This is a genomic window from Streptomyces sp. NPDC006265 (assembly GCF_040613555.1).
Lineage (GTDB): Bacteria > Actinomycetota > Actinomycetes > Streptomycetales > Streptomycetaceae > Streptomyces.
Map to the genome: position 1 here is coordinate 1 of NZ_JBEXSH010000044.1, position 20,362 is coordinate 20,362.

Below are 20,362 nucleotides of genomic sequence, written 5' to 3' on the forward strand. Positions count from 1 at the left end.
GGACGCCCTCCCGGCGCTGTTACGGGAGGTGCTGCCGCAGGCCGACCCGCGCCGTACGGTCCTCACCGGCCACTCGGCGGGCGGGCATCTCGCGCTGTGGGGGGCCGCCCGGCACGTCCTGCCGGCCGACTCGCCCTGGCGCGGCGGCAGCCCGGTGACGCTGCGCGGCGTCGTCGCCCTCGCCCCGATCGCCGATCTCGCCATCGCCGACAAGCTGGACGTGTGCCGGGGCGCCGTGCGTCAACTCATGGGCGGGGAAGAGGACTTCGCGACACGGAAGCCGTACGCCGATCCGGCGCTGCTGCTGCCCACCGGCATCGCCACCACCCTCGTCCAGGGCCGCGCGGACGTCGATGTGCCGCAGGCCGTCGCCGAGTCGTACGCGGAGGCGGCGGCGAAGGCCGGGGAGATGGTGGGGGTGACGCTGCTGGAGGACGTGGGGCACTTCCCGCTCATCGACCCGGCGGCGGACGCGTGCGCGGTGGCCGTGGAGGAGATCGCGCAACTGGCCTGGTGAGAACCGCCACGCGGCCTTCGCCGGCAGCGCCCTCGGCGGGCCCGTAGGAGCAGGCCCCGGTCATACCCGTAGTACCTGAGAGCTACGCGGCAGATGAGTTCCTGGGTGTGACGCGGACGAGGTCGCCCGCTCCGTAACTTCCCTTCCATGCAGACCCGATGGCCGGGTGCGCTGGAGGGGACGACCATGGGGTCCGCATCGAAGTACCGCCGTGCCGTCGCAGACGGCGGACACGGTGCCGTCGCAGACGGCGGACACGGTGCCGGGCGGTGGCGCCGCGCCGGGCGGTGGCGCCGCGCCGCGCTCGCCGCCCTCGTCACGGGCGCCGTGGTCCTCCCCCTCTCCGCGGCCGTGCGACCGGACATCCCCGCACCGGCCCCCGCCTCCCTCGCGCCCCTCAGTGCGGCGACGCTCGACGAGGCCTACGCGGCCAACCGGGCCAACGCCGCCGAGGCGTCCCGCCTGGCCGCCGCCCACCACGACCGCAGCCGTGCCGCGACGGACCGGCAACTGGCTTCCCCCACCCGGCACTTGCTCCACTTCGACGGCCGCGGCTCGGGCCGGGTGACGGAGGTCCTCGGCGATCTCGCCCGGGCCGACCGCATCGCCGTCCTGGTCCCCGGCTCCGACACGGGCCTCGACACCTACGGCCGGTTCCACGCCGCGGCCTCCGCCCTGCACCGGCGGCTCGCCCTCCAGGCCCCGGCGGGCACGCGCACCGCGGTCGTGGCCTGGCTGGGCTACGAGACGCCGGGCACGGTCAGCACGACGGTCACGACGACCGGCAGGGCGGAGCAGGCGGCCCCGCACCTGCGCGCCCTGGTCGCCGACCTGCGCGCGACGGTCGGCGAAGGACCGCGCGTCTCACTGCTCTGCCACTCCTACGGCTCGGTCGTCTGCGGCCGTTGCGCCGCCGGACTCGACGTCGACGACATCGCGCTCGTCGGCAGCCCCGGCACCGGCGCGGACACCGCCGCCGCCCTGCACACCCGCGCCCGCGTCTGGGCGGCCCGGGGCGGTGGCGACTGGGTGGAGAACGTCCCGCACCTCGACCTGGACCTGTTCGGCACCACGGTCGGCTTCGGCACCGACCCCGTCTCCCCGGCCTTCGGCGCCCGGGTCTTCACGGCGGGCGACGGCGGCCACAGCGACTACTTCAGGCCCGGTTCGACCTCCCTGACCAACCTGGCCCGGATCGTCCTGGGCGAGACCAAGGCGGTGACCCATGACTGACATCGGCGTACGCGCCGTCCGGCAGGAAGTGCGCCGCGGCGCCGACCACATCGGCGCGGCCACCCCGCCCGGACGCGACCGGGCCGTGGACGCCCTGCGGGCCGCCGCCGTCCTCGGCGTCGTCCTCGGGCACTGGCTCGTCACGGCCCTGGTCTCCGACGGCCGCACCCTGCGCACGGCGAGCCCCCTGCAGCACATGCCCTGGCTGGCGCCCATCTCCTGGATGTTCCAGACGCTCGCCGTGTTCTTCCTGGTCGGGGGCCATGTCGCCACCCGCGGCTACGCCTCGGCCCGTGCCCGGGGGGTCCCGTACCACCAGTGGCTGACGGGCCGTCTGACCCGGTTGTTCAAGCCGGTCGCGGCCGTCCTCGGCCTGTGGACGGTGGCCGCGCTCGCCCTGCTGCTGTCGGGCGCCGAGTTCGGCACGGTCCGCACGCTGGTGAAACTGGCCCTGTCCCCGCTGTGGTTCCTTCTGGTGTTCGCCGGCCTGACGGCGGCGACCCCGCTGCTCACCCGGCTCAACCCGCTCTGGCCGCTGGCCGTCGTGCTCCACGTCGACCTGCTGCGCTTCGGCCTCGGCGGTCCCTCCTGGCTGGGCTGGGTGAACGTGGCAGCGGCCTGGACGGTGCCCTACACGCTGGGCGCGGCCTGGACCCGCGGCGAGCTGGAGCGCCGCCGCGCGGGATGGGTCCTGCTGGGGACCGGCGGCGCGGCCACCGCGGCGCTCGTCGCATGGGCGGGCTATCCGGCCTCGATGGTCGGCGTCCCGGGCGAGGGCATGTCCAACCTGGACCCGCCGTCGCTGGCCGTCGTCACGTTCGGCCTGGCCCAGTGCGGTCTCGCCCTGCTGCTGCGCGAGCGCCTGAGGCACACGATGCGCCGGCCCGTGGCGTGGGCGGCGGTGGCACTCGTCAACCTCTCCGCGATGACCGTCTTCCTCTGGCACCAGACGGCCCTGATGGCCACGACCGCCACCGGCCTCCTCGCCGGCCGGCTGCCCGGCCTGCACACCCCGCCCGACGGTCTCGGCTGGGTCGGGGTCCGGCTGTTGTGGCTGCCCGTGTTCGCGCTGGCCCTCGCGGTCTGCTGGGCCGCCTTCCGCTCCTTCGAACCGAACGGCGGCGGCCGGGGCCGCAGGGCGCGCGTGGTGCGCTCGCACCGCCCGCCCGACCGGGGCACAGCGGCGAAGGCGCGACATGTCTAGGCTGAGCCGCGTGACGGACACGGGGGTGGGCCGCGCGCTGCGAGCGCGCGTCACGGGCTGGCTGCGGGTGCTGCTCGGGGATCTGTGGACCGTCCGGGCGGACCCGCTGCCCCCCTCCACCTGGCTGCGCTGGCTGCCGCACGGGCTGCTGTGTTTGGCCGCGTTCGGCGTTGCGCTCGGTGGCGCCGGCGACCTCGGGGACAACGGGCACCTGCCTCCCGGCCTGGCCCTCGTGGCGGCGGCCGGACAGGGCAGCGCCGTGGTGCTGGCGATGTGGCGGCCGGTGCCGGCGTGGTGGCTGTCCCTGGGAATGTTCACCCTGATCGCCGTCACGGTGCGCACCCGCATGGGCTTCGACCTGGAGACCTACACCTGGCCCTGGACCGCCGCCGGAATCATCGCCGAGCTGCTCGTGCTGCTGCTGCTCGCGCTGCGGGTGCCCACCCGTGCGGTGGTGGCGGCCCTGGCGGTGACCGCGTTCCTCACCTGGGTCTTCGAGAGCATGTGGACCGGGGAGCCCTACGACACCACCGGAGTGCTCGCGGTCTGCCTGTTCACCATCGTCGTGATACTCGGCAGCGCGCTCAGGGGCCGCCGCGAGGCCCGCGCCCAACTCGTCGAGCAGACCACCCTCACCGCCGAGGAACGCACCCGGCGCACCCTGCTGGAGGAGCGCGGCCGCATCGCGCGGGAGCTGCACGACGTGGTGGCCCACCACATGTCGGTCATCTCCATCCAGGCGCAGGTCGCCCCGCACCTCGTGGAGAACCCGTCCGACGAGCTCAGGGAGAACCTCGCAGGCATCCGGCAGAACGCGCTGGAGGCACTGATCGAGCTGCGCCGCGTGCTGGGCGTGCTGCGCTCGGAGCACACCGGGCCCGGGGATGCGCCCGACGGCTCGGGTGACGGGACCGCACCGCACGCTCCCCAGCCCACGCTCGACCGGCTCGACGCGCTGGTGGAGAACACCCGGGCCGTCGGCCGTGAGGTCGCCACCGACATCAGCGGCGAGCGGCGCCCGCTGCCGCCCGGCGTGGAGCTGTCGGCGTACCGGATCGTGCAGGAGGCGCTGAGCAACGCCCTGCGGCACGCGCCCGGCGCGAACATCACGGTCCGTCTCACCTACGAGCCGGACGGCCTGGAGGTGGAGATCGTCAACGGCCGCCCGAACGGACCGCCCCCGCCGTCGACGGGGGCGGGGCACGGACTGCTCGGCATGCGGGAGCGGGTCGCGATGCTCGGTGGCACGATGACGGCGCACCCGTGGCACTGGGACGGCTTCAGGGTCACCGCCTTCCTCCCGGACACCCCACCCGTCGACAACCCGGGCACCGATCACCCCACGGCCCCCAGGAAAGGGACTTCATGACGAGCGGCACCGGCGACCCCATCCGGGTTCTCATCGTCGACGACCAGGCGATGGTCCGGCAGGGCTTCACCGTGCTGCTCGGCATCCAGCCCGGCATAGAGGTCGTCGGCGAGGCGAAGGACGGCGAGGGCGGTATCGCGGCGGCCGCCGAGACCCTCCCCGACGTCGTCCTCATGGACATCCGCATGCCCGGAATCGGAGGCATCGAGGCGACCGAGCGCATCACGGCCGTGCACCCGGACATCAGGGTGCTGGTGCTCACCACCTTCGACCTCGACGAGTACGTATACGACGCGCTGCGCGCCGGAGCCTCCGGGTTCCTGCTGAAGGACGCGTCGGCGGAGCAGCTCGCCGAGGCGGTCCGGGTGGTCGCCGCCGGGGAGGCGCTGCTCGCCCCGGTCATCACCCGCAAGCTGATCGCCGAGTTCTCGCGGCTCGACGGCAAGCCCCGCGCCCCGCTCAAGGAGCGCATCGGCGACCTGACCGAGCGGGAGACGGAGGTGCTCGCGCTGATCGCGCAGGGCCTGTCGAACGCGGAGATCGCCCGGCACCTGTGTGTGGCCGAGCAGACGGTGAAGACCCACGTGGGCCGGATCCTGGTGAAGCTGGGCCTCAGGGACCGGACGCAGGCGGCGGTGTTCGCCTACGAGTCGGGGCTGGTGCGGCCGTCGGGCTACTGAGGGGCGGAGCCGATCGCCCCTGGTCGGCCCCGTAGTACCTGAGAGGGACGGGCAGGAACCCCTCTCACTGGGGACGACCGGGACCCGGGGGTGCGCCTACCGTTCTGTACGTGACCGAGACGACTCACATGCAGACCACGCCGCCGGGGGACCGGGCCGCGCCGCGCAGTCCGGAGTACCGGGTGGCGGTGGACTCCCTGCGGGGGCTGAGGGAGGACCTCTTCCAGGACGCGTTCGCCTACCGGCCGCTGCCGGCCCGGCGCAAGGACGGGCGGATCGTCCGGCGGCTGCCGGGCCGACTGCGGGAGTACGCGGCGTGGCTCCCGCACGCCGTGATCACCGCGGCGGCCCTGATCACCCTGGCCTTCTCCACGGTCGACACCCGCGGCCCGGCCCTGCTGCTCGGTCTGCTCTGCGCGATTCCCGTGCTGCTGACCATGGTGCGGCCGGTCGGCGCGTTCTGGGCGTCCATGGTCTCCACTCCGATCGCCTCCGTGCTCGGCAGCCGCTGGGGCGAATGGCCCTGGGCGGCCGGCAGCTTCGCCTGCCACCTGACGGTGCTGACGGTGGTGGCGATCCGCACCCGGCCCCGCACGGCTGGTTGGATGTGGGCGCTGACGGCGCTGTACGCCCTCGTCGCGGACAGCGGCATCGGCCCGACCTACCACGAGTACGGCAGCAACTCCGGTGCCATGCTGGTCATATCGGCCCTGATCCTGCTCTGCGTCACCGTCTGGCACATCCGGCGTCACGCCGAGCAGGAGGTCACCGCCCAGCAGACGGTCACCGCGCACGAGCGCTCCCGCCGCACACTGCTGGAGGAGCGCACCACCATCGCCCGCGAGCTGCACGACGTCGTCGCCCACCACATGTCGGTCGTCGCCATTCAGGCGGAGGCCGCGCCGTACCGGGTGGAGAACCCGCCGCCGGAGCTGGAGAAGGCGTTCGCCACGATCCGGGAGAACGCGGTGGCCGCACTGACCGAACTGCGCCGGGTGCTCGGCGTCGTCCGCGCCGAGGACTACGAGGTCCCGGACGCCCCGCAGCCCACGCTGGCCGACCTGGACGGACTGCTGGCCAATGTCCGGGAGGCCGGGCTGAGAGTGGAGAAGGCGGTGACGGGCGCGGTGCGGGCGCTGCCGCAGGGCGTGGAGCTGTCGGCGTACCGCATCGTGCAGGAGGCACTGAGCAACACTCTGCGGCACGCGCCGGGGGCGGTAGCCCGGGTCGAGATCGGGTACGTGCTCGGTGGCCTGGGGCTGCGCATAGTCAACGGCCCGCCGCCGAACCCGAGCCTGATCAAGCCCTCGCCCGGCGCCGGGCACGGCATCACGGGCATGCGGGAGCGGGTGACGATGCTGACCGGCGAGATGACGGCCGGCGGCACGGAGGACGGAGGACACGAGGTGACGGTGTTCCTGCCGGTCGCCCTGCCGGGCGAGGACGACGCATGACCATCCGGGTCCTGATCGCGGACGACCAGATGATGGTGCGCGAGGGCTTCTCGGTCCTGCTGAACGCGATGCCGGACATCGAGGTCGTCGGCGAGGCGGTGAACGGCCGTGAGGCCGTCGCCAAGGTCCGCGAGTTCGCCCCGGACGTGGTGCTGATGGACATCCGCATGCCCGAGCTGAACGGCATCGAGGCGACCCGTGAGATCGTCGCCGCCGACGGCGCGGCGAAGGTGCTGGTGCTCACCACGTTCGACCTCGACGAGTACGTGTACCAGGCGCTGCGCGCGGGTGCCTCCGGCTTCCTCCTCAAGGACGCCTCGGCCCGCCAGCTCGCCGACGGGGTGCGGGTGGTGGCGTCGGGGGAGGCGCTCCTGGCCCCCTCGGTGACCAGGCGCCTGATCACCGAGTTCTCCAAGCTCTCCGAGAAGCCGCGCCTGATGCCCTCCGCGCAGGCGGCCTACGGGGATCTCACCGAGCGGGAGACGGAGGTGCTGGTCCTCATCGCGCAGGGCCTGTCGAACTCGGAGATCGCGGAGCGGCTGGTGGTCGCCGAGTCGACGATCAAGACGCATGTCAGCCGGATCCTGGTGAAGCTGGGCCTGCGGGACCGGACGCAGGCGGCGGTGTTCGCGTACGAGGCGCGGCTGGTGACGCCCGGATAGCCCCGGCGCGGACAGCCGTCCCGTACAGCCGGTCGTCGCCCCGCAGGCCCTCGGCCCCGGGGCGGCGGAGACGGATCAGTCCAGCTGCATCGGCGTGCAGTCGCTGACGTACGACTTGGAGACCCAGCCGGTGGTGCCCTTGGCCAGCCCGCTCTTGGACTTCTGGCCGAGCTGCAGCTTGATCCAGGAGCCCTTGGTGGCGAGCTTCTTGCCCCAGTCGTTCTTGTGCAGGGTGCCCTTGGACGTGTAGCCGGTGCCGGCGCCCGTGCGGAAGTTCACGCCGCTGCTCTTGTAGACGTAGTAGTAGACCTTCGGCTTGCACGGCATCTCGGCGGCGGTGGCGGCCGAGGCGCCGGCCGCGACCGCACCGGCGGTCAGCGACAGGGCCAGCATGGCCGAGGCGGCCAGACGGGCGGGGACGCGGGTGCGGAGCTTGGCTCGCTGCTGTGTCATGACGTTCTTTCCTTGCGAAGACTCGTGCCGCTCACACGGCCCGACCACCTTAACGATCTTGATGTCGCAAGATCGTTCCCATCGTGTCCCCGCCGTGTGCGGGAACACCCCTGGTCAGGGACGGGGTTTGGGGCTAGCGTCCCGGCATGGCTGCATTCGACCCGTGGGACCCGGCGTTCCTCGCCGACCCGTACCCCGCCTACGCCGAACTGCGTGCCCAGGGCCGCGTGCACTACTTCGAGCCCACGGACCAGTGGCTCGTCCCGCACCACGCGGACGTCTCGGCACTGCTGCGCGACCGGCGCCTCGGCCGGACGTACCAGCACCGGTTCACGCACGAGGAGTTCGGCCGTACGGCGCCCCCGCCGGAGCACGAGCCGTTCCACACGCTCAACGACCACGGGATGCTCGACCTGGAGCCGCCGGACCACACCCGGATCCGCCGCCTGGTGTCGAAGGCGTTCACGCCGCGCACGGTGGAGCGGCTGAAGCCGTATGTGCGGGGACTGGCCGACGAGCTGGCGTCCGCGCTGGTCGAGGCGGGCGGCGGCGACCTGCTGAAGGACGTCGCCGAGCCCCTGCCCGTCGCGGTGATCGCCGAGATGCTCGGCATCCCGGAGTCCGACCGGGCCCCGCTGCGCCCCTGGTCGGCGGACATCTGCGGGATGTACGAACTGAGCCCGTCCGAGGACACGGCGGCCAAGGCGGTCCGGGCGTCGGTCGAGTTCTCCGACTACCTGCGCGATCTGATCGCGGCCCGCCGCAAGGAGCCGGGCGAGGACCTCATCTCAGGGCTCATCGAGGCCCACGACGAGGGCGACCGGCTCACCGAGCAGGAGATGATCTCCACCTGTGTGCTGCTGCTCAACGCCGGCCACGAGGCCACGGTGAACGCCACGGTCAACGGTTGGTACGCCCTGTTCCGCAACCCGTCCCAGCTGGAGCTGCTGCGCGCGGACCACACGCTCATCCCCTCCGCGATCGAGGAGCTGATGCGTTACGACACCCCGCTCCAGCTGTTCGAACGCTGGGTCCTGGACGAGATCGAGATCGCCGGCACGACGATCCCGCGCGGCGCGGAGATCGCCATGCTCTTCGGCTCCGCCAACCACGACCCGGCGGTGTTCCGGGACCCGTCCGCCCTCGACCTCACCCGCACGGACAACCCCCACATCTCCTTCAGCGCCGGCATCCACTACTGCATCGGCGCACCGCTGGCCCGTATCGAACTGGCCGCCTCGATGGGGGCGCTGCTGGAGAGGGCCCCGACGCTGCGACTGGCCGCAGAGCCGGAGCGGAAGCCGAACTTCGTGATCCGGGGCCTCGAGGGGCTCAGCGTCGAGGTCTGAGCCGCCGGAGCAAGGCCCAGGCCGCCAGGGCGGCGGCGGCCCCGCCGAGGACCGCCAGCGGCAGTTCGGCGTAGAGCACGCTCCAGTCCGGGGCCGCCTCGAACCGCCGGAACCGCCCCCGGGCACCGGCGGCCCAGACCGTGAGTCCTGCGCCGGCCCCGAGGGCGGTGGTCAGACATCCCGCGGCGGCTTGCGTACGTTGTCCCATGCCCGACACGGACGTACGCGGGTCGCCGCCCAGTTCCGGCCGCCGCTCAGGCCGACATGTCCCGGCGGCGCAACCCCGCCAGCCCTCCGGCCACCAGCAGCACCGCCAGCCCGGTCAGCACCAGTACCGGACCCCACTGCATGGATCCGCCCGGCAGCTTCGGCAGGTGCCCGAACGGTGAGACGTCCAGCACGGCCTGCGGTACGTCCAGCGCGGGCCCGACCCAGCCGATCAGGAGCACGGCCCCGGCGACACCCCACGCCGCCAGGGCCGCCCGGGGCAGGACTCCGTGCAGCAGCACCGCCACTCCGCCGACCACCCACACCGCCGGGAGCTGCACCAGGCACGCCTCCAGGATCGGGCCGGTCTCCCTGCCGTAGCCGACGGCGAAGCCGAGCCCGGCCAGCAGCATGATCAGGACGGCGCCGCCGAAGGCGATCACCAGATGACCGGCGGCCCAGCGCACCCGCCCCACCGCGTTCGCCAGCACCGGTTCCGCCCGGCCCGAGGTCTCCTCGCCGTGCAGGCGCAGCACCGACGCCACGATGTACAGCGCCGCGATCAGGCCCAGCATCCCGACCATCGACGCCAGGAACGCGTCCGTCAGGCCGGACTGACCGCCCATGCGCTCGAAGATGCGCCGGGCGCCCGCGTTGTCGCCCACGAGGTCGGCCGCGCCGTCGGTCATGCCGCCGTAGACGACCCCGGCCAGGAAGAAGCCGATGCTCCAGCCCAGCAGGCCGCCCCGCTGCAACCGCCAGGCCAGGGCGCCCGCGCTGCCCAGACGCCCGGATGCCGGGCCCGGCCGGGTCGGCAGGAAGCTCATGCCGAGGTCCCGGCGGCCGGCCAAGGCGTAGGCCACCGCGGCCTGGAGGGCCACCGCCCCGGCGAGCAGGGCCAGCACCCACCAGCGCTCGGACGCGTACGGCCGCAGATTCTCCAGCCAGCCCAGCGGCGACAGCCAGGTCAGGACCGACGAGCCGTCGTCCGTCGCCGAGTCGCCCGCCGCGCGCAGGACGAACGCGGCGCCGAGCACCGCCGCCGTCAGGCCGCGTGCCAGCCGTGCGCTCTCCGTCAGTTGCGCGACGATCGCGGCCATCGTGGCGAAGATCATCCCGACGGCGGCGATCCCGAGTCCGAGGGCCAGGGCGCCGGTCGTACCCAGCCCGGCCAGCCCGGCCGTCACCAGCAGTGCCAGTACCGCGTTCGCGACCGCCGCCGCGAGCAGGGCCGCCGTCAGAGAGGCCCGGCGGCCCACCGCCCCGGACGCCACCAGCTCCTGACGGCCGCTCTCCTCCTCGTCCCGGGTGTGCCGTACGACGATCAGCAGGCTCATCACGGCCGCCAGGGCACCGGCGTAGACGCCGACGCGCCAGGCCGTCAGGGCGCCCAGCGAGTCGCCGAAGACCGGGCCGACCATCGCGCGCAGCGAGGAGTTGGTCTCCATCTGCCGGAGCAGGTCTGCGCGTTCGGCCGGAGTGCCGTACAGGCCCTCCAGGGTGCCCGGCATGGAGAGGACCATCAGCGCGTTCACCGCGATCCACACGGGGATCATCAGCCGGTCGCGGCGCAGGGCGAACCGCAGCAGGGTGCCCGTTCCGGCCAGCTGGCGTGAACTGCCGGGCCGTACCGCGAACGTGGTCATCGGGCCACCGCCGCGTCCGGCTCGTCCTGGTAGTGCCGCAGGAACAGCTCCTCCAGCGTGGGCGGCGTCGATGTCAGCGACCGTACGCCCGACTCGCTCAGCGACCTCAGAACGCCGTTCAGCCGGTCGGTGTCGACCTGGAGCCGGACGCGGTGGCCCTGCACGTCGAGGTCGTGCACGCCGGGCAGCTCGGCCAGGCCGTCGGGCGGGCCCGCGAGCTCGGCGACGACGCTCGTGCGGGTGAGGTGGCGCAGGTCGGCCAGCGAACCGCTCTCGACCGTACGGCCGCCCCGGATGATGCTCACCCGGTCGCACAGTTCCTCGACCTCGCTGAGGATGTGGGACGAGAGCAGGACCGTGCGGCCCCGGTCGCGCTCCTCCTCGACGCAAGCCTGGAAGACCTCCTCCATCAGCGGGTCCAGGCCCGAGGTCGGCTCGTCCAGGATCAGCAGGTCGACGTCCGAGGCGAACGCGGCGACCAGGGCGACCTTCTGCCGGTTGCCTTTGGAGTAGGTACGGCCCTTCTTGGTGGGGTCGAGTTCGAAGCGCTCGATCAGCTCCGCGCGGCGCCGCGCGTCGAGCCCTCCGCGCAGCCGGCCGTAGAGGTCGATGACCTCGCCGCCGGAGAGGTTGCGCCACAGCGTGACGTCCCCGGGGACGTAGGCGATCCGGCGGTGCACCTCCACCGCGTCCGTCCACGGGTCGCGGCCGAGCACCTGCGCGGCGCCCGAGTCGGCGCGCAGCAGGCCGAGCAGGACCCGGATGGTGGTGGACTTCCCGGCGCCGTTGGGGCCGAGGAAGCCGTGGACCTCGCCGGCGGCGACCTCAAGCTCGAGCCCGTCGAGAGCATGCGTCCGCCCGAAGGACTTGTGCAGTCCGGAGACGGTGATGGCCTTCGTCATGTTTCAGAACGTACGCTTATTTCAGAAATTTGTGAAGTTAAGGAAGCGTGTGAATCGCGGATAGGATGAGGTGCATGACGGAATCAGCCGGGGCCGGCCGGGACACGGAGGTCGTGTCGAGGTTCGTGGAGTCCTTCGCGGCGCAGCTCGTCGAGGCGGGGATGACGCGCATGCCCGCCCGGGTCTTCGCCGCGCTCCTGTCCTCCGACGCGGGCTCGATGACCTCCGCCGAGCTGGGGGAGCAGCTGCGGATCAGCCCCGCGGCGGTGTCCGGCGCGGTGCGCTACCTGGCCCAGACGCACATGGTCTCCCGCGAACGGGAGCCGGGCTCGCGCCGGGAGCGCTACCGGGTGCACGGCGACCAGTGGTACGAGGCCCTGACCAACCGCGACGCCGTCCTCAAGCGGTGGGAGGGCGCACTGCGCGAGGGCGTCAGCAGCCTCGGCGCCGACACCCCGGCCGGCCGCCGCCTGGCCGAGACGCTGGCGTTCTTCGAGTTCTTCGACGGTGAACTCGCCGTGCTGATGGAGCGCTGGCGGGTGCACCGCGACAAGATGTTCGGACCGGAAGGCGCCTAGGGCGCCGACTCACCGCCCCGACGGCACCGTCAGGCCCCAGGCGGCCTCCCGCACGACCCACGTCCGGGTCCGCACCGGACCCGAGACCACCGTGTCCGCGCGGTAGCGGAAGTGCGCCCCGGACACCGTCACCGTCCGGCCCTGGGCCAGCAGCGGTGAGGCCTCCGCGCCCAGCGACACCGGCCTGACCTCCACCGACGCGATCCCCGCGGCGCCCGGTGCCACCGACACCGCCTCCACCGGCTGGTCCAGGTCGACGAGCGTCTCCCCGTCCACCTCGACCCGCAGCCGGGACGGCCCCGGCTCGGGCGCGGCGGAGACCCGGGACGGGCGGCCCGCCGGTACCAGCGTCCGGACCAGGGACTGGCAGGTCCGCAGCCACGGGTGGCCCGGCACGGCGTCCTCGTCCGGTGCGCCCTCCGGGATCGTCTCGGCCGGAGCGGGCCGCAACGGCGGTATCCGCAGCGCGCCGAGGACCACCCCGTCGCTGTCGTCGACCATCAGGTCCATGCGCCGCTCGACCCCGGCGAGCACCGCCCGCGCCGCCGCCACCGTCCCCGTCGGCACCCCCAGCGACCGGGCCAGGGACAGCGCGGCCCCGACCGGCACCACCGACAGTGCGCATCCGGCCAGCTCCCGATGCCGGTGCAGCAGGGCGACCGCGCGGATCAGGGCCCGGTCGTCGCCCACCACCACCGGTCGCCGCGAACCCCGCCGGGTCAGCGCCCGGGCGAACTCCTCCGGCCCGTCCGGCAGGCACAGCTTCATGCCGGCACCCGCTCCGAGCACGTCTTTCGCGATCCGAACGGACTCACCGTCCGACCTACGGGCGACCGGGTCGACCACCACCAGCAGCTGTTGGGACGTCGCGGAAGTCGCCACCTCGGCCATGCCTCGCTTCCTCGGGTAGCATCTTTGTGCAAGAGCCCCTTGCGCTATTGCGCCAGGGGCTTCGTCTATTCCGGGGCATCCGGTCCGACGGTTGGCGGCCAACGACGGTCGCGGTGCACGCGGCTGCGATCCTGCGCGTTCGCCCTCGACCATGGACATGCCCCGCCCGGAAGGGGTGTACGCGCGTGCCCGCACTTGTGCTGCTCGGTGCTCAGTGGGGTGACGAAGGCAAGGGAAAGGCCACCGACCTTCTCGGTGGCTCCGTGGACTATGTAGTGCGCTACCAGGGCGGCAACAACGCCGGCCACACGGTGGTCGTGGGTGACCAGAAGTATGCACTGCACCTCCTCCCTTCCGGAATCCTGTCTCCCGGCTGTACGCCGGTCATCGGAAACGGTGTCGTCGTCGACCCGTCGGTCCTGCTCTCCGAGCTGAGCGGTCTGAACGAGCGTGGCGTCGACACGTCCAAGCTCCTCCTCAGCGGTAACGCGCACATCATCACCCCGTACCACGTGACGGTGGACAAGGTGACCGAGCGCTTCCTCGGCAAGCGGAAGATCGGCACGACCGGGCGCGGCATCGGCCCGACCTACGCCGACAAGATCAACCGCGTCGGCATCCGCGTGCAGGACCTGTACGACGAGTCGATCCTCACGCAGAAGGTCGAGGCGGCCCTCGACGTCAAGAACCAGGTCCTCACCAAGCTCTACAACCGGCGCGCGATCGCCGTGGAGCAGGTGGTCGAGGAGCTGCTGGCCTACGCCGACAAGCTCGCGCCCTACGTCTCCGACACCGTCCTGGTCCTCAACCAGGCGCTGGAGGACGACAAGGTCGTCCTGTTCGAGGGCGGCCAGGGCACGCTCCTCGACATCGACCACGGCACGTACCCCTTCGTCACCTCGTCGAACCCGACCGCGGGCGGTGCCTGCACCGGCGCCGGTGTCGGCCCGACGAAGATCAGCCGGGTCATCGGCATCCTCAAGGCGTACACCACCCGCGTCGGCGCCGGTCCGTTCCCGACCGAGCTGTTCGACGAGGACGGCGAGGCACTGCGCCGCATCGGCGGGGAGCGCGGTGTCACCACCGGCCGTGATCGCCGCTGCGGCTGGTTCGACGCGGTCATCGCCCGCTACGCGACCCGCGTGAACGGCCTGACCGACTTCTTCCTCACCAAGCTCGACGTCCTCACCGGCTGGGAGCAGATCCCGGTCTGCGTGGCGTACGAGATCGACGGCAAGCGTGTCGAGGAGCTCCCGTACTCCCAGACCGACTTCCACCACGCCAAGCCGGTCTACGAGATGCTCCCGGGCTGGAACGAGAACATCTCCAAGGCGAAGACCTTCGGTGACCTGCCGAAGAACGCCCAGGCGTATGTGAAGGCGCTGGAGGAGATGTCCGGCGCCCCGATCTCCGCGATCGGCGTCGGCCCGGGCCGGAACGAGACGATCGAGATCAACTCGTTCATCTGACCCGCCCCCGCGTCCGCAGGCCGGCCCCCGTGCGAACGGGGGCCGGCCTGCGTTCCGTCGCAGAGAGAGTTGCCGGGAACCGGCATACGCTGAATCCATACCCCCGCGTGCGTCGACCAGAAGAAGGTGAGTGCGATGCGCGTCATGCTCAAGGCGTCCATGGACACGGAAAAGGCCAACGAGGCCATCCGCAACGGCACCCTGTCGAAGCTGATCCAGGAGTCGATGGAACAGATCAAGCCCGAAGCGGCCTACTTCACCTCCGACCACGGCAAGCGCACCGCCTACGTGTTCTTCGACATGCAGGACAGCTGGCAGATGCCGGTCATCAGCGAACCCTTCTTCCTCCAGCTGGGCGCGGAGATCTCCTACACGCCCGTGATGAACATGGAGGACGTGCAGAAGGGCCTCTCCCAGCTGGGACGCTGAGCCGCGGACGACCGGGCTCAGCTGAAGACGATCATCGACCCCTGGGCGAGACTGCGGGTCACGGCCGCGTGCAGCCCGAGCCAGACGTGCCGTTCACGGGCGAAGGGGCTCGGGTCGTACGGGGCGGGCACGGCGGGTTCCTCCAGCTCCGTCGGGGCGAGCGGCGGTTGCGGGGCCGCCGGCGGATTGGCCGGGTCGATGCCGAGGGCCGGGGCGACCACCTCCAGCTCCCGCAGCAGCGCGTGCGAGGAGCCCAGCGGGCCGCCGCCGGCGAGGAGGGCGTCGTCGGCGAGCGGGCCGGGGAAGTCGACGGGGACGTAGGCGCCCGCGTGGTCGTAGTGCCAGACCAGATGCGACTGCTGGGCCGTCGACTCGAACATCTCCAGCAACTGCTCGTAGTCGCCGCCGAGTTCGTCCACTGGCGTCACCGGCAGGCCGCACACCTGGAGCAGATAGGCCCGGCGCAGGAAGTGCAGCGCGTCGTAGTCGAAGCCCGCGACCGGGGCGACCTCGCCGGACAGGCCCGGCATGTACTGGTACACCGGCACCGGCGGCAGGCCGGCCTCGGCGAGCACCTTGTTGTATTGCGCGAGTTCCTCGGCGAAGGGGTTGTCCGGCGTGTGGCACAACACGTCCACGAGCGGTACCAGCCACAGGTCACAGGCCAAAGAAGGCTCCTCGCTCAGCGCGGTGGTCGGGTAGCACGATGGTCAAGAAGGGTAGCGGTGCGCCGCGGTCACGGCTCCCGCTGTGCATGTCCCATACCCATACGGACAGCGGAGACTCGGGTCATCGGGAGGCGAGCCGCTCGATCAGGGTGAGCGAGTGCGTGTTGTACGCGGCGATGATCGCCCGGGCGGCGTCGTTGTCGCGGGCGATGAGGGCGTCGACCAGCAGCGTGTGGCCGGCCCACAGCTCGCCGCGCAGATCGGTGAGCCGCCGCAGGTGCTGCACCGCGCACACCCAGGTCTGGACGCGCAGCCGGTGCAGAAAGTCGGCGAGGTAGGGGTTACCGAAGCACGCGCCGAGCTCGCGCCAGAAGCGCAGGTCGTAACCGATGAGGACGGTGAGATCACCGGCGGCGGCGGCCCGCTGCGCCTCCTCGCCGCGCCTGCGGACCCCGGCGACCACGGCGGCGGACCGGGGATCGTCCGGGCGTACCGCGCCCGGCCTCCCCTCGGTCAGCGCGAGGAACATGCCCTCGATGACCAGTCCGCGGGCCTCGATCATGCCGCGGAAGTCGTCGACCGAGTACTCGTGGACCCGGAAGCCGCGGTGCTGGTCGGCCTCCAGGAGCCCCTGCGCGGAGAGGTCGACGAGGGCCTCGCGCACCGGTGTCGCGGACACCCCGTACTGCTCGGCGATCTCCTTGACCGTGAACTCCTGCCCCGGCTGGAGCCGCCCGGCCAGCACCTCGTCACGGAGCGCGTCGGCGATCTGCTGCCGCAGGGTGCTGCGTGTCACGGCGCCGTTGCCGGAGCTGGCGGGCATGGTCAGGGCGTCTCCCTCGTCGCGTTCGGGTGGCGTGCGCGTATATGTATGTCTACGAGCACGCCACCTTACGCGTTCGAACGGGACGCGAGGATGCCGGTTACTGGCGGGTTTACAGGTGTTTACCCGGTGTACTCGTCCGCCACCGACAGCGCCGAGTCCAGCGCGGCGAGGCCTTCCTTGAGTTCGGCCTCGCTGATGTTGCAGGGCGGCACGACATGCGTCCGGTTCATGTTCACGAAGGGCCACAGGCCGCCCTTCTTCGCGGCGGCGGCGAAGGCGGCCATCGGGGCGTTCGCCTCACCGGCCGCGTTGTACGGCACCAGCGGCTCCCGCGTCTCGCGGTCGCGCACCAACTCCAGCGCCCAGAACATGCCGACGCCGCGCACCTCGCCGACGCTTCCGTGCCGCTCGGCGAGCGCCCGCAGCTCCGGCCCGAGGACGGACTCGCCGAGCCGCGCGGCGTTCTCCACGACGCCCTCCTCCGCCATGACGTCGATCGTCGCGACGGCGGCGGCGCACGCCAGCGGGTGCCCGGAGTACGTCAGGCCGCCGGGGTACGGGCGCTTGCCGAACGTCTCCGCGATCGCGCCGGAGATCGCGACCCCGCCCAGCGGCACGTATCCGCTGTTCACGCCCTTGGCGAAGGTCAGCAGGTCGGGCGTGACGTCGAACAGGTCCGCCGCGAACCACTCACCGGTCCGCCCGAACCCGGCCATGACCTCGTCCAGGACGAAGACGATTCCGTGCTTGTCGCAGATCTCCCGCACCCCGGCGAGGTAGCCGGGCGGCGGGACCATGATCCCGGCCGTGCCCGGGATGGTCTCCAGGATGATCGCCGCGACGGTCGAGGGTCCCTCGAAGCGAATCGTCGTCTCCAGGTGCTCCAGCGCCCGCGCGCACTCCTGCTCCTCGGTCTCGGCGTAGAAGCGGGAGCGGTAGAGGTAGGGCGCCCAGAAGTGCACGACTCCGGCGGTGCCGCTGTCGGAGGCCCAGCGGCGCGGGTCGCCGGTGACGTTCACGGCCTGCTGCGTACCGCCGTGGTACGAGCGGTACGCCGAGAGCACCTTCGGGCGGCCCGTGTGCAGACGGGCCATCCGGATCGCGTGCTCGACGGCGTCGGCCCCGCCGTTGGTGAAGAAGATCTTGTCCAGGTCGCCAGGGGTCCGCTCGGCGATCAGCCGGGCCGCCTCCGACCGCGCCTCGATCGCGAAGGCGGGCGCGAAGGTCGTCATCTTCGCGGCCTGCTCCTGGATCGCGTCGACGATCTTCGGGTGCTGGTAGCCGACGTTGGTGTAGACGAGCCCGCTGGAGAAGTCGAGGTAACGCCGGCCGTCGTAGTCCCAGAAGTACGACCCCTCGGCACCGGCGACGGCGAGCGGGTCGATGAGCTCCTGAGCGGACCAGGAGTGGAACACATGGTCACGGTCGGCGGCCTTGACGGCGGCACCGGCTTCGGGGTTCGGCTGAGGGGTCATGCGGGCGAGCGTAGGTGCGGGGGAGAGGGCGGTGAAATCGGCGGCCTGTCTGGAGTCGGCGGCGGCCCCCCGACAGGTTGTCCAGGCGGGACGCACGCTATTGACAGCGTGCTGTCTTCTCGACAGCATGCTGTCATAAGCGCACGGGACGAGGAGGAGTCATGAACACCACCACCGGCAAGCCCGTCCATCTCGCCGTCTACGACACCCTCGCCGACTGGGAGACCGGCCACGCCGCGGCCCAGCTCGCCCGCACCGGCCACGAGATCCGGACCGTCGGCCCGTCCACCGCCCCGGTGCGGAGTCTCGGGGGATTGCGCATCCGGCCCGACCTGGCCCTGGGCGGCCTGCGCCCCGAGGACAGTGCGCTGCTGATCCTCCCGGGCGCCGACCTCTGGGACACATCCGGCGACCTCGCCCCCTTCGCCCGCACCGCCCGGGCGTTCCTGGACGCGGGTGTCCCGGTCGCCGCCATCTGCGGCGCCACCGCCGGACTCGCCCGCGAGGGCCTGCTCGACGACCGCGACCACACCAGCGCGGTCTCCTTCTACCTGGCCGCGACCGGCTACGCGGGCGGCGGACGCTACGTCGAGGCCGACGCCGTCACCGACGGCCCCCTGATCACCGCGGGCCCCACCGAGCCCGTCGCCTTCGCCCGGGAGATCCTCCGGCTGCTCGGGGTCTACGAGGGTGAGGTGCTGGACGCCTGGTACCGGCTGTTCCACGACTCCGACCCGGCGGCCTACGGGGTGCTGGAGAAGGCCGGTGCGCTGTGACCCGCGAGCGTCAGGACCTGCTCAGCGGCAGCGCCCTCGGGGTGTTCAGGCTCAACGGCCAGTTCCTCGCCGTCGCGGAGGAACTGGCCCGGCCCGCCGGGCTCACCGCCGCCTGGTGGCAGGTGCTCGGCGCGGTCCTCGGGGAGCCGCTGCCGGTCTCCGGCATCGCCCGCGCCATGGGCATCACCCGGCAGAGCGTGCAGCGCATCGCCGACCTGCTGGTGGAGCGGGGGCTCGCGGAGTACCGGCCGAACCCGGCGCACCGCAGGGCCAAGCTCCTCGCGCCGACCGACGAGGGACGCGCGGCGACCGCCCGGATCGACCCCGGCCACGCGGCGTTCGCCGACCGGCTGGCCGAGGCGTTCGGCGAGGCGGAGCTGGCGGAGGCGGTAAGGATGCTGGAACGGCTGTCCAAGGCGCTCGACCAGGTGGGTCCGCCTGTTACGGAAACGTAGACATCTCCCAGGTCACCCGGCCCCGGCCCGCCACTATTCTCGATCTGTTGCTCACGTATGGGGGAAGGCGGCTGAGCGATGGAGAAACTGGGGCCCGGTGATCCACAGGGCATTGGCGCCTACCGGCTGCTGGCGCGGCTCGGTGCGGGGGGCATGGGGCACGTCTATCTGGCGCGCTCGGAGCGGGGCCGCACGGTCGCCGTGAAACTCGTGCGCGAGGAGCTGGCGGCGCAGGAGGAGTTCCGGGAGCGGTTCCGGCAGGAGGTGCAGGCCGCGCGGCGGGTCGGCGGGTACTGGACGGCGCCGGTGCTGGACGCGGACACCGAGGCGGCGGTGCCGTGGGTCGCCACGGGCTACGTCGCCGGTCCGAGCCTTCAGCAGGTCGTCGGGCACGACCACGGTGCCCTGCCCGAGCGGACGGTCCGCATCCTCGCGGCCGGGCTCGCGCACGCGCTCAAGGACATCCACGCCGCCGGCATCGTCCACCGCGACCTCAAGCCGTCCAACGTGCTGGTCACCATCGACGGCCCGCGCGTCATCGACTTCGGCATCGCCCGCGCCCTGGAGACCGTGACGGACGGCGGGCTCACGCGCACCGGCGCGCTCGTCGGATCACCCGGCTTCATGGCGCCCGAGCAGGTGCGGGGCGACCGCATCACCCCGGCGTGCGACGTCTTCTGCCTCGGCTCGGTCCTCGCCTACGCCGCGACCGGCGCCCTGCCCTTCGGCACCGCCAACAGCGGCGTGCACGCCCTGATGTTCCGCATCGCCCAGGAGGAACCGGACCTGGACGGCGTCCCCGAGGGCATCGCCGACCTCGTCCGGGACTGCCTGCGCAAGGACCCCGCCGCCCGGCCCTCCCTCGACCGCGTCCTGGAACGCACGGGCGCGGACGACACCGTCTCCGACGGCCGCGCCCTCGACCCGTGGCTGCCGAGCGCACTCGTGGCCCAACTGGGCCGGCACGCGGTGCGGTTGCTGGACGCGGAGGATCCGGAGGGGGCCGGCTCCGCGGACGGAGCGGATACTCCCGGGTCTTCCGCCGGCCGGCAGGGTTCCGGCCCCGACGAGAACCCCGGCCCCGGCGCCACCCCCGAACACGCCCCCGCCGCCGACGAG

The 20,362-nt window shown here is 72.4% G+C and carries 21 protein-coding genes and 1 pseudogene; 14 read left to right on the forward strand and 8 right to left on the reverse strand.

All coding sequences use genetic code 11. From position 1 onward, the window contains the following. From ABZ281_RS06395 to ABZ281_RS06425, 7 genes and pseudogenes are all read left to right on the forward strand, one after another. A pseudogene (locus tag ABZ281_RS06395) lies at positions 1-517 on the forward strand (alpha/beta hydrolase); the annotation flags it as partial. Between the two features lie 147 nt (positions 518-664). Continuing rightward, positions 665-1,750 carry an alpha/beta hydrolase gene (locus ABZ281_RS06400; RefSeq protein WP_356652691.1) on the forward strand — a complete coding sequence of 362 codons (1,086 nt, stop codon included), beginning with the start codon at positions 665-667 and terminating at the stop codon, positions 1,748-1,750. Further along, complete coding sequence (locus ABZ281_RS06405) at positions 1,743-2,954, forward strand: acyltransferase (RefSeq protein ID WP_356652693.1); 1,212 nt, start codon at positions 1,743-1,745, stop codon at positions 2,952-2,954. The genes ABZ281_RS06400 and ABZ281_RS06405 overlap by 8 nt, the downstream gene beginning before the upstream one ends. Next, positions 2,947-4,323, forward strand: a complete 1,377-nt coding sequence (locus ABZ281_RS06410; RefSeq protein WP_356652695.1) for a sensor histidine kinase — start codon at positions 2,947-2,949, stop codon at positions 4,321-4,323. The genes ABZ281_RS06405 and ABZ281_RS06410 overlap by 8 nt, the downstream gene beginning before the upstream one ends. Continuing rightward, entirely contained in the window at positions 4,320-5,003 is a 684-nt protein-coding gene (locus tag ABZ281_RS06415) for a response regulator transcription factor (protein ID WP_356652697.1), read from the forward strand. The genes ABZ281_RS06410 and ABZ281_RS06415 overlap by 4 nt, the downstream gene beginning before the upstream one ends. Before the next feature lie 110 nt (positions 5,004-5,113). Next, on the forward strand, positions 5,114-6,457 hold the full coding sequence (locus ABZ281_RS06420; protein WP_356652699.1) for a histidine kinase: 1,344 nt from the start codon (positions 5,114-5,116) through the stop codon (positions 6,455-6,457). After that, entirely contained in the window at positions 6,454-7,119 is a 666-nt protein-coding gene (locus ABZ281_RS06425) for a response regulator transcription factor (RefSeq protein ID WP_356652701.1), read from the forward strand. The genes ABZ281_RS06420 and ABZ281_RS06425 overlap by 4 nt, the downstream gene beginning before the upstream one ends. 75 nt (positions 7,120-7,194) lie before the next feature. Here ABZ281_RS06425 and ABZ281_RS06430 read toward each other — a convergent pair whose 3' ends face one another. Continuing rightward, positions 7,195-7,572 carry an SH3 domain-containing protein gene (locus tag ABZ281_RS06430; protein WP_356652703.1) on the reverse strand — a complete coding sequence of 126 codons (378 nt, stop codon included), beginning with the start codon at positions 7,570-7,572 and terminating at the stop codon, positions 7,195-7,197. 146 nt (positions 7,573-7,718) lie between these two features. On the opposite strand from ABZ281_RS06430, the gene ABZ281_RS06435 reads away from it, so the two are divergent. Continuing rightward, positions 7,719-8,921, forward strand: a complete 1,203-nt coding sequence (locus ABZ281_RS06435; protein ID WP_356652705.1) for a cytochrome P450 — start codon at positions 7,719-7,721, stop codon at positions 8,919-8,921. On the opposite strand, the gene ABZ281_RS06440 is transcribed toward ABZ281_RS06435, so the two are convergent. The 3 genes from ABZ281_RS06440 to ABZ281_RS06450 are packed head-to-tail and all read right to left on the reverse strand — an operon-like array spanning position 8,905 to position 11,676. Further along, a complete protein-coding gene (locus ABZ281_RS06440) occupies positions 8,905-9,129 on the reverse strand; it encodes a hypothetical protein (protein WP_356652707.1) in 225 nt (74 codons plus the stop codon). The genes ABZ281_RS06435 and ABZ281_RS06440 overlap by 17 nt on opposite strands. Positions 9,130-9,175: 46 nt before the next feature. Next, positions 9,176-10,774 carry an ABC transporter permease gene (locus ABZ281_RS06445; RefSeq protein WP_356652709.1) on the reverse strand — a complete coding sequence of 533 codons (1,599 nt, stop codon included), beginning with the start codon at positions 10,772-10,774 and terminating at the stop codon, positions 9,176-9,178. Next, positions 10,771-11,676: an ABC transporter ATP-binding protein gene (locus ABZ281_RS06450; protein ID WP_356652711.1), complete on the reverse strand. Its 906-nt coding sequence runs from the start codon at positions 11,674-11,676 to the stop codon at positions 10,771-10,773. The genes ABZ281_RS06445 and ABZ281_RS06450 overlap by 4 nt, the downstream gene beginning before the upstream one ends. A 74-nt stretch (positions 11,677-11,750) precedes the next feature. On the opposite strand from ABZ281_RS06450, the gene ABZ281_RS06455 reads away from it, so the two are divergent. Further along, positions 11,751-12,254, forward strand: coding sequence for a MarR family transcriptional regulator (locus ABZ281_RS06455; protein WP_356652713.1), 504 nt, complete (start codon positions 11,751-11,753; stop codon positions 12,252-12,254). 9 nt (positions 12,255-12,263) lie between these two features. Here the strand turns inward: ABZ281_RS06455 and ABZ281_RS06460 are convergent, their stop codons facing one another. Continuing rightward, on the reverse strand, positions 12,264-13,145 hold the full coding sequence (locus tag ABZ281_RS06460; RefSeq protein ID WP_356652715.1) for a diacylglycerol kinase family protein: 882 nt from the start codon (positions 13,143-13,145) through the stop codon (positions 12,264-12,266). 185 nt (positions 13,146-13,330) lie between these two features. Here ABZ281_RS06460 and ABZ281_RS06465 point away from each other — a divergent pair, with 185 nt between their 5' ends. Both ABZ281_RS06465 and ABZ281_RS06470 read left to right on the forward strand, forming a co-directional pair. After that, the gene (locus ABZ281_RS06465) at positions 13,331-14,614 is read left to right on the forward strand and encodes an adenylosuccinate synthase (protein WP_356652717.1); all 1,284 of its coding nucleotides are present in this window, start codon (positions 13,331-13,333) and stop codon (positions 14,612-14,614) included. A gap of 135 nt (positions 14,615-14,749) precedes the next feature. Further along, positions 14,750-15,043: a hypothetical protein gene (locus ABZ281_RS06470; protein WP_356652719.1), complete on the forward strand. Its 294-nt coding sequence runs from the start codon at positions 14,750-14,752 to the stop codon at positions 15,041-15,043. A gap of 17 nt (positions 15,044-15,060) precedes the next feature. On the opposite strand, the gene ABZ281_RS06475 is transcribed toward ABZ281_RS06470, so the two are convergent. The 3 genes from ABZ281_RS06475 to ABZ281_RS06485 all read right to left on the reverse strand — a co-directional run bounded on the left by ABZ281_RS06475 (position 15,061) and on the right by ABZ281_RS06485 (position 18,012). Further along, positions 15,061-15,711, reverse strand: coding sequence for a hypothetical protein (locus tag ABZ281_RS06475; protein WP_030846270.1), 651 nt, complete (start codon positions 15,709-15,711; stop codon positions 15,061-15,063). Positions 15,712-15,832: 121 nt separating this feature from the next. Continuing rightward, a complete protein-coding gene (locus ABZ281_RS06480) occupies positions 15,833-16,534 on the reverse strand; it encodes a GntR family transcriptional regulator (RefSeq protein ID WP_356652721.1) in 702 nt (233 codons plus the stop codon). A gap of 122 nt (positions 16,535-16,656) precedes the next feature. Further along, a complete protein-coding gene (locus ABZ281_RS06485; protein WP_356652723.1) occupies positions 16,657-18,012 on the reverse strand; it encodes an aspartate aminotransferase family protein in 1,356 nt (451 codons plus the stop codon). A 161-nt stretch (positions 18,013-18,173) separates the two neighbouring features. Between ABZ281_RS06485 and ABZ281_RS06490 the strand changes: the two genes are divergently transcribed. The 3 genes from ABZ281_RS06490 to ABZ281_RS06500 form a co-directional block, all read left to right on the forward strand. Next, positions 18,174-18,788: a DJ-1/PfpI family protein gene (locus ABZ281_RS06490; protein ID WP_356652725.1), complete on the forward strand. Its 615-nt coding sequence runs from the start codon at positions 18,174-18,176 to the stop codon at positions 18,786-18,788. Next, entirely contained in the window at positions 18,785-19,243 is a 459-nt protein-coding gene (locus tag ABZ281_RS06495; protein ID WP_356652727.1) for a MarR family transcriptional regulator, read from the forward strand. The genes ABZ281_RS06490 and ABZ281_RS06495 overlap by 4 nt, the downstream gene beginning before the upstream one ends. Before the next feature lie 78 nt (positions 19,244-19,321). Next, positions 19,322-20,362 (forward strand): serine/threonine-protein kinase (locus ABZ281_RS06500; RefSeq protein ID WP_356652729.1); only part of this gene is annotated, 1,041 nt, incomplete at its 3' end.

Excerpts from the sequence above, each read along its gene's own strand:
- ABZ281_RS06400 (WP_356652691.1), top strand. The coding sequence starts at position 665 with ATGCAGACCCGATGGCCGGGTGCGCTGGAGGGGACGACCATGGGGTCC.
- ABZ281_RS06405 (WP_356652693.1), top strand. The coding sequence starts at position 1,743 with ATGACTGACATCGGCGTACGCGCCGTCCGGCAGGAAGTGCGCCGCGGC.
- ABZ281_RS06410 (WP_356652695.1), top strand. The coding sequence starts at position 2,947 with ATGTCTAGGCTGAGCCGCGTGACGGACACGGGGGTGGGCCGCGCGCTG.
- ABZ281_RS06415 (WP_356652697.1), top strand. The coding sequence starts at position 4,320 with ATGACGAGCGGCACCGGCGACCCCATCCGGGTTCTCATCGTCGACGAC.
- ABZ281_RS06425 (WP_356652701.1), top strand. The coding sequence starts at position 6,454 with ATGACCATCCGGGTCCTGATCGCGGACGACCAGATGATGGTGCGCGAG.
- ABZ281_RS06430 (WP_356652703.1), bottom strand. The coding sequence starts at position 7,572 with ATGACACAGCAGCGAGCCAAGCTCCGCACCCGCGTCCCCGCCCGTCTG.
- ABZ281_RS06435 (WP_356652705.1), top strand. The coding sequence starts at position 7,719 with ATGGCTGCATTCGACCCGTGGGACCCGGCGTTCCTCGCCGACCCGTAC.
- ABZ281_RS06440 (WP_356652707.1), bottom strand. The coding sequence starts at position 9,129 with ATGGGACAACGTACGCAAGCCGCCGCGGGATGTCTGACCACCGCCCTC.
- ABZ281_RS06445 (WP_356652709.1), bottom strand. The coding sequence starts at position 10,774 with ATGACCACGTTCGCGGTACGGCCCGGCAGTTCACGCCAGCTGGCCGGA.
- ABZ281_RS06450 (WP_356652711.1), bottom strand. The coding sequence starts at position 11,676 with ATGACGAAGGCCATCACCGTCTCCGGACTGCACAAGTCCTTCGGGCGG.
- ABZ281_RS06455 (WP_356652713.1), top strand. The coding sequence starts at position 11,751 with ATGACGGAATCAGCCGGGGCCGGCCGGGACACGGAGGTCGTGTCGAGG.
- ABZ281_RS06460 (WP_356652715.1), bottom strand. The coding sequence starts at position 13,145 with ATGGCCGAGGTGGCGACTTCCGCGACGTCCCAACAGCTGCTGGTGGTG.
- ABZ281_RS06470 (WP_356652719.1), top strand. The coding sequence starts at position 14,750 with ATGCGCGTCATGCTCAAGGCGTCCATGGACACGGAAAAGGCCAACGAG.
- ABZ281_RS06480 (WP_356652721.1), bottom strand. The coding sequence starts at position 16,534 with ATGCCCGCCAGCTCCGGCAACGGCGCCGTGACACGCAGCACCCTGCGG.
- ABZ281_RS06485 (WP_356652723.1), bottom strand. The coding sequence starts at position 18,012 with ATGACCCCTCAGCCGAACCCCGAAGCCGGTGCCGCCGTCAAGGCCGCC.
- ABZ281_RS06490 (WP_356652725.1), top strand. The coding sequence starts at position 18,174 with ATGAACACCACCACCGGCAAGCCCGTCCATCTCGCCGTCTACGACACC.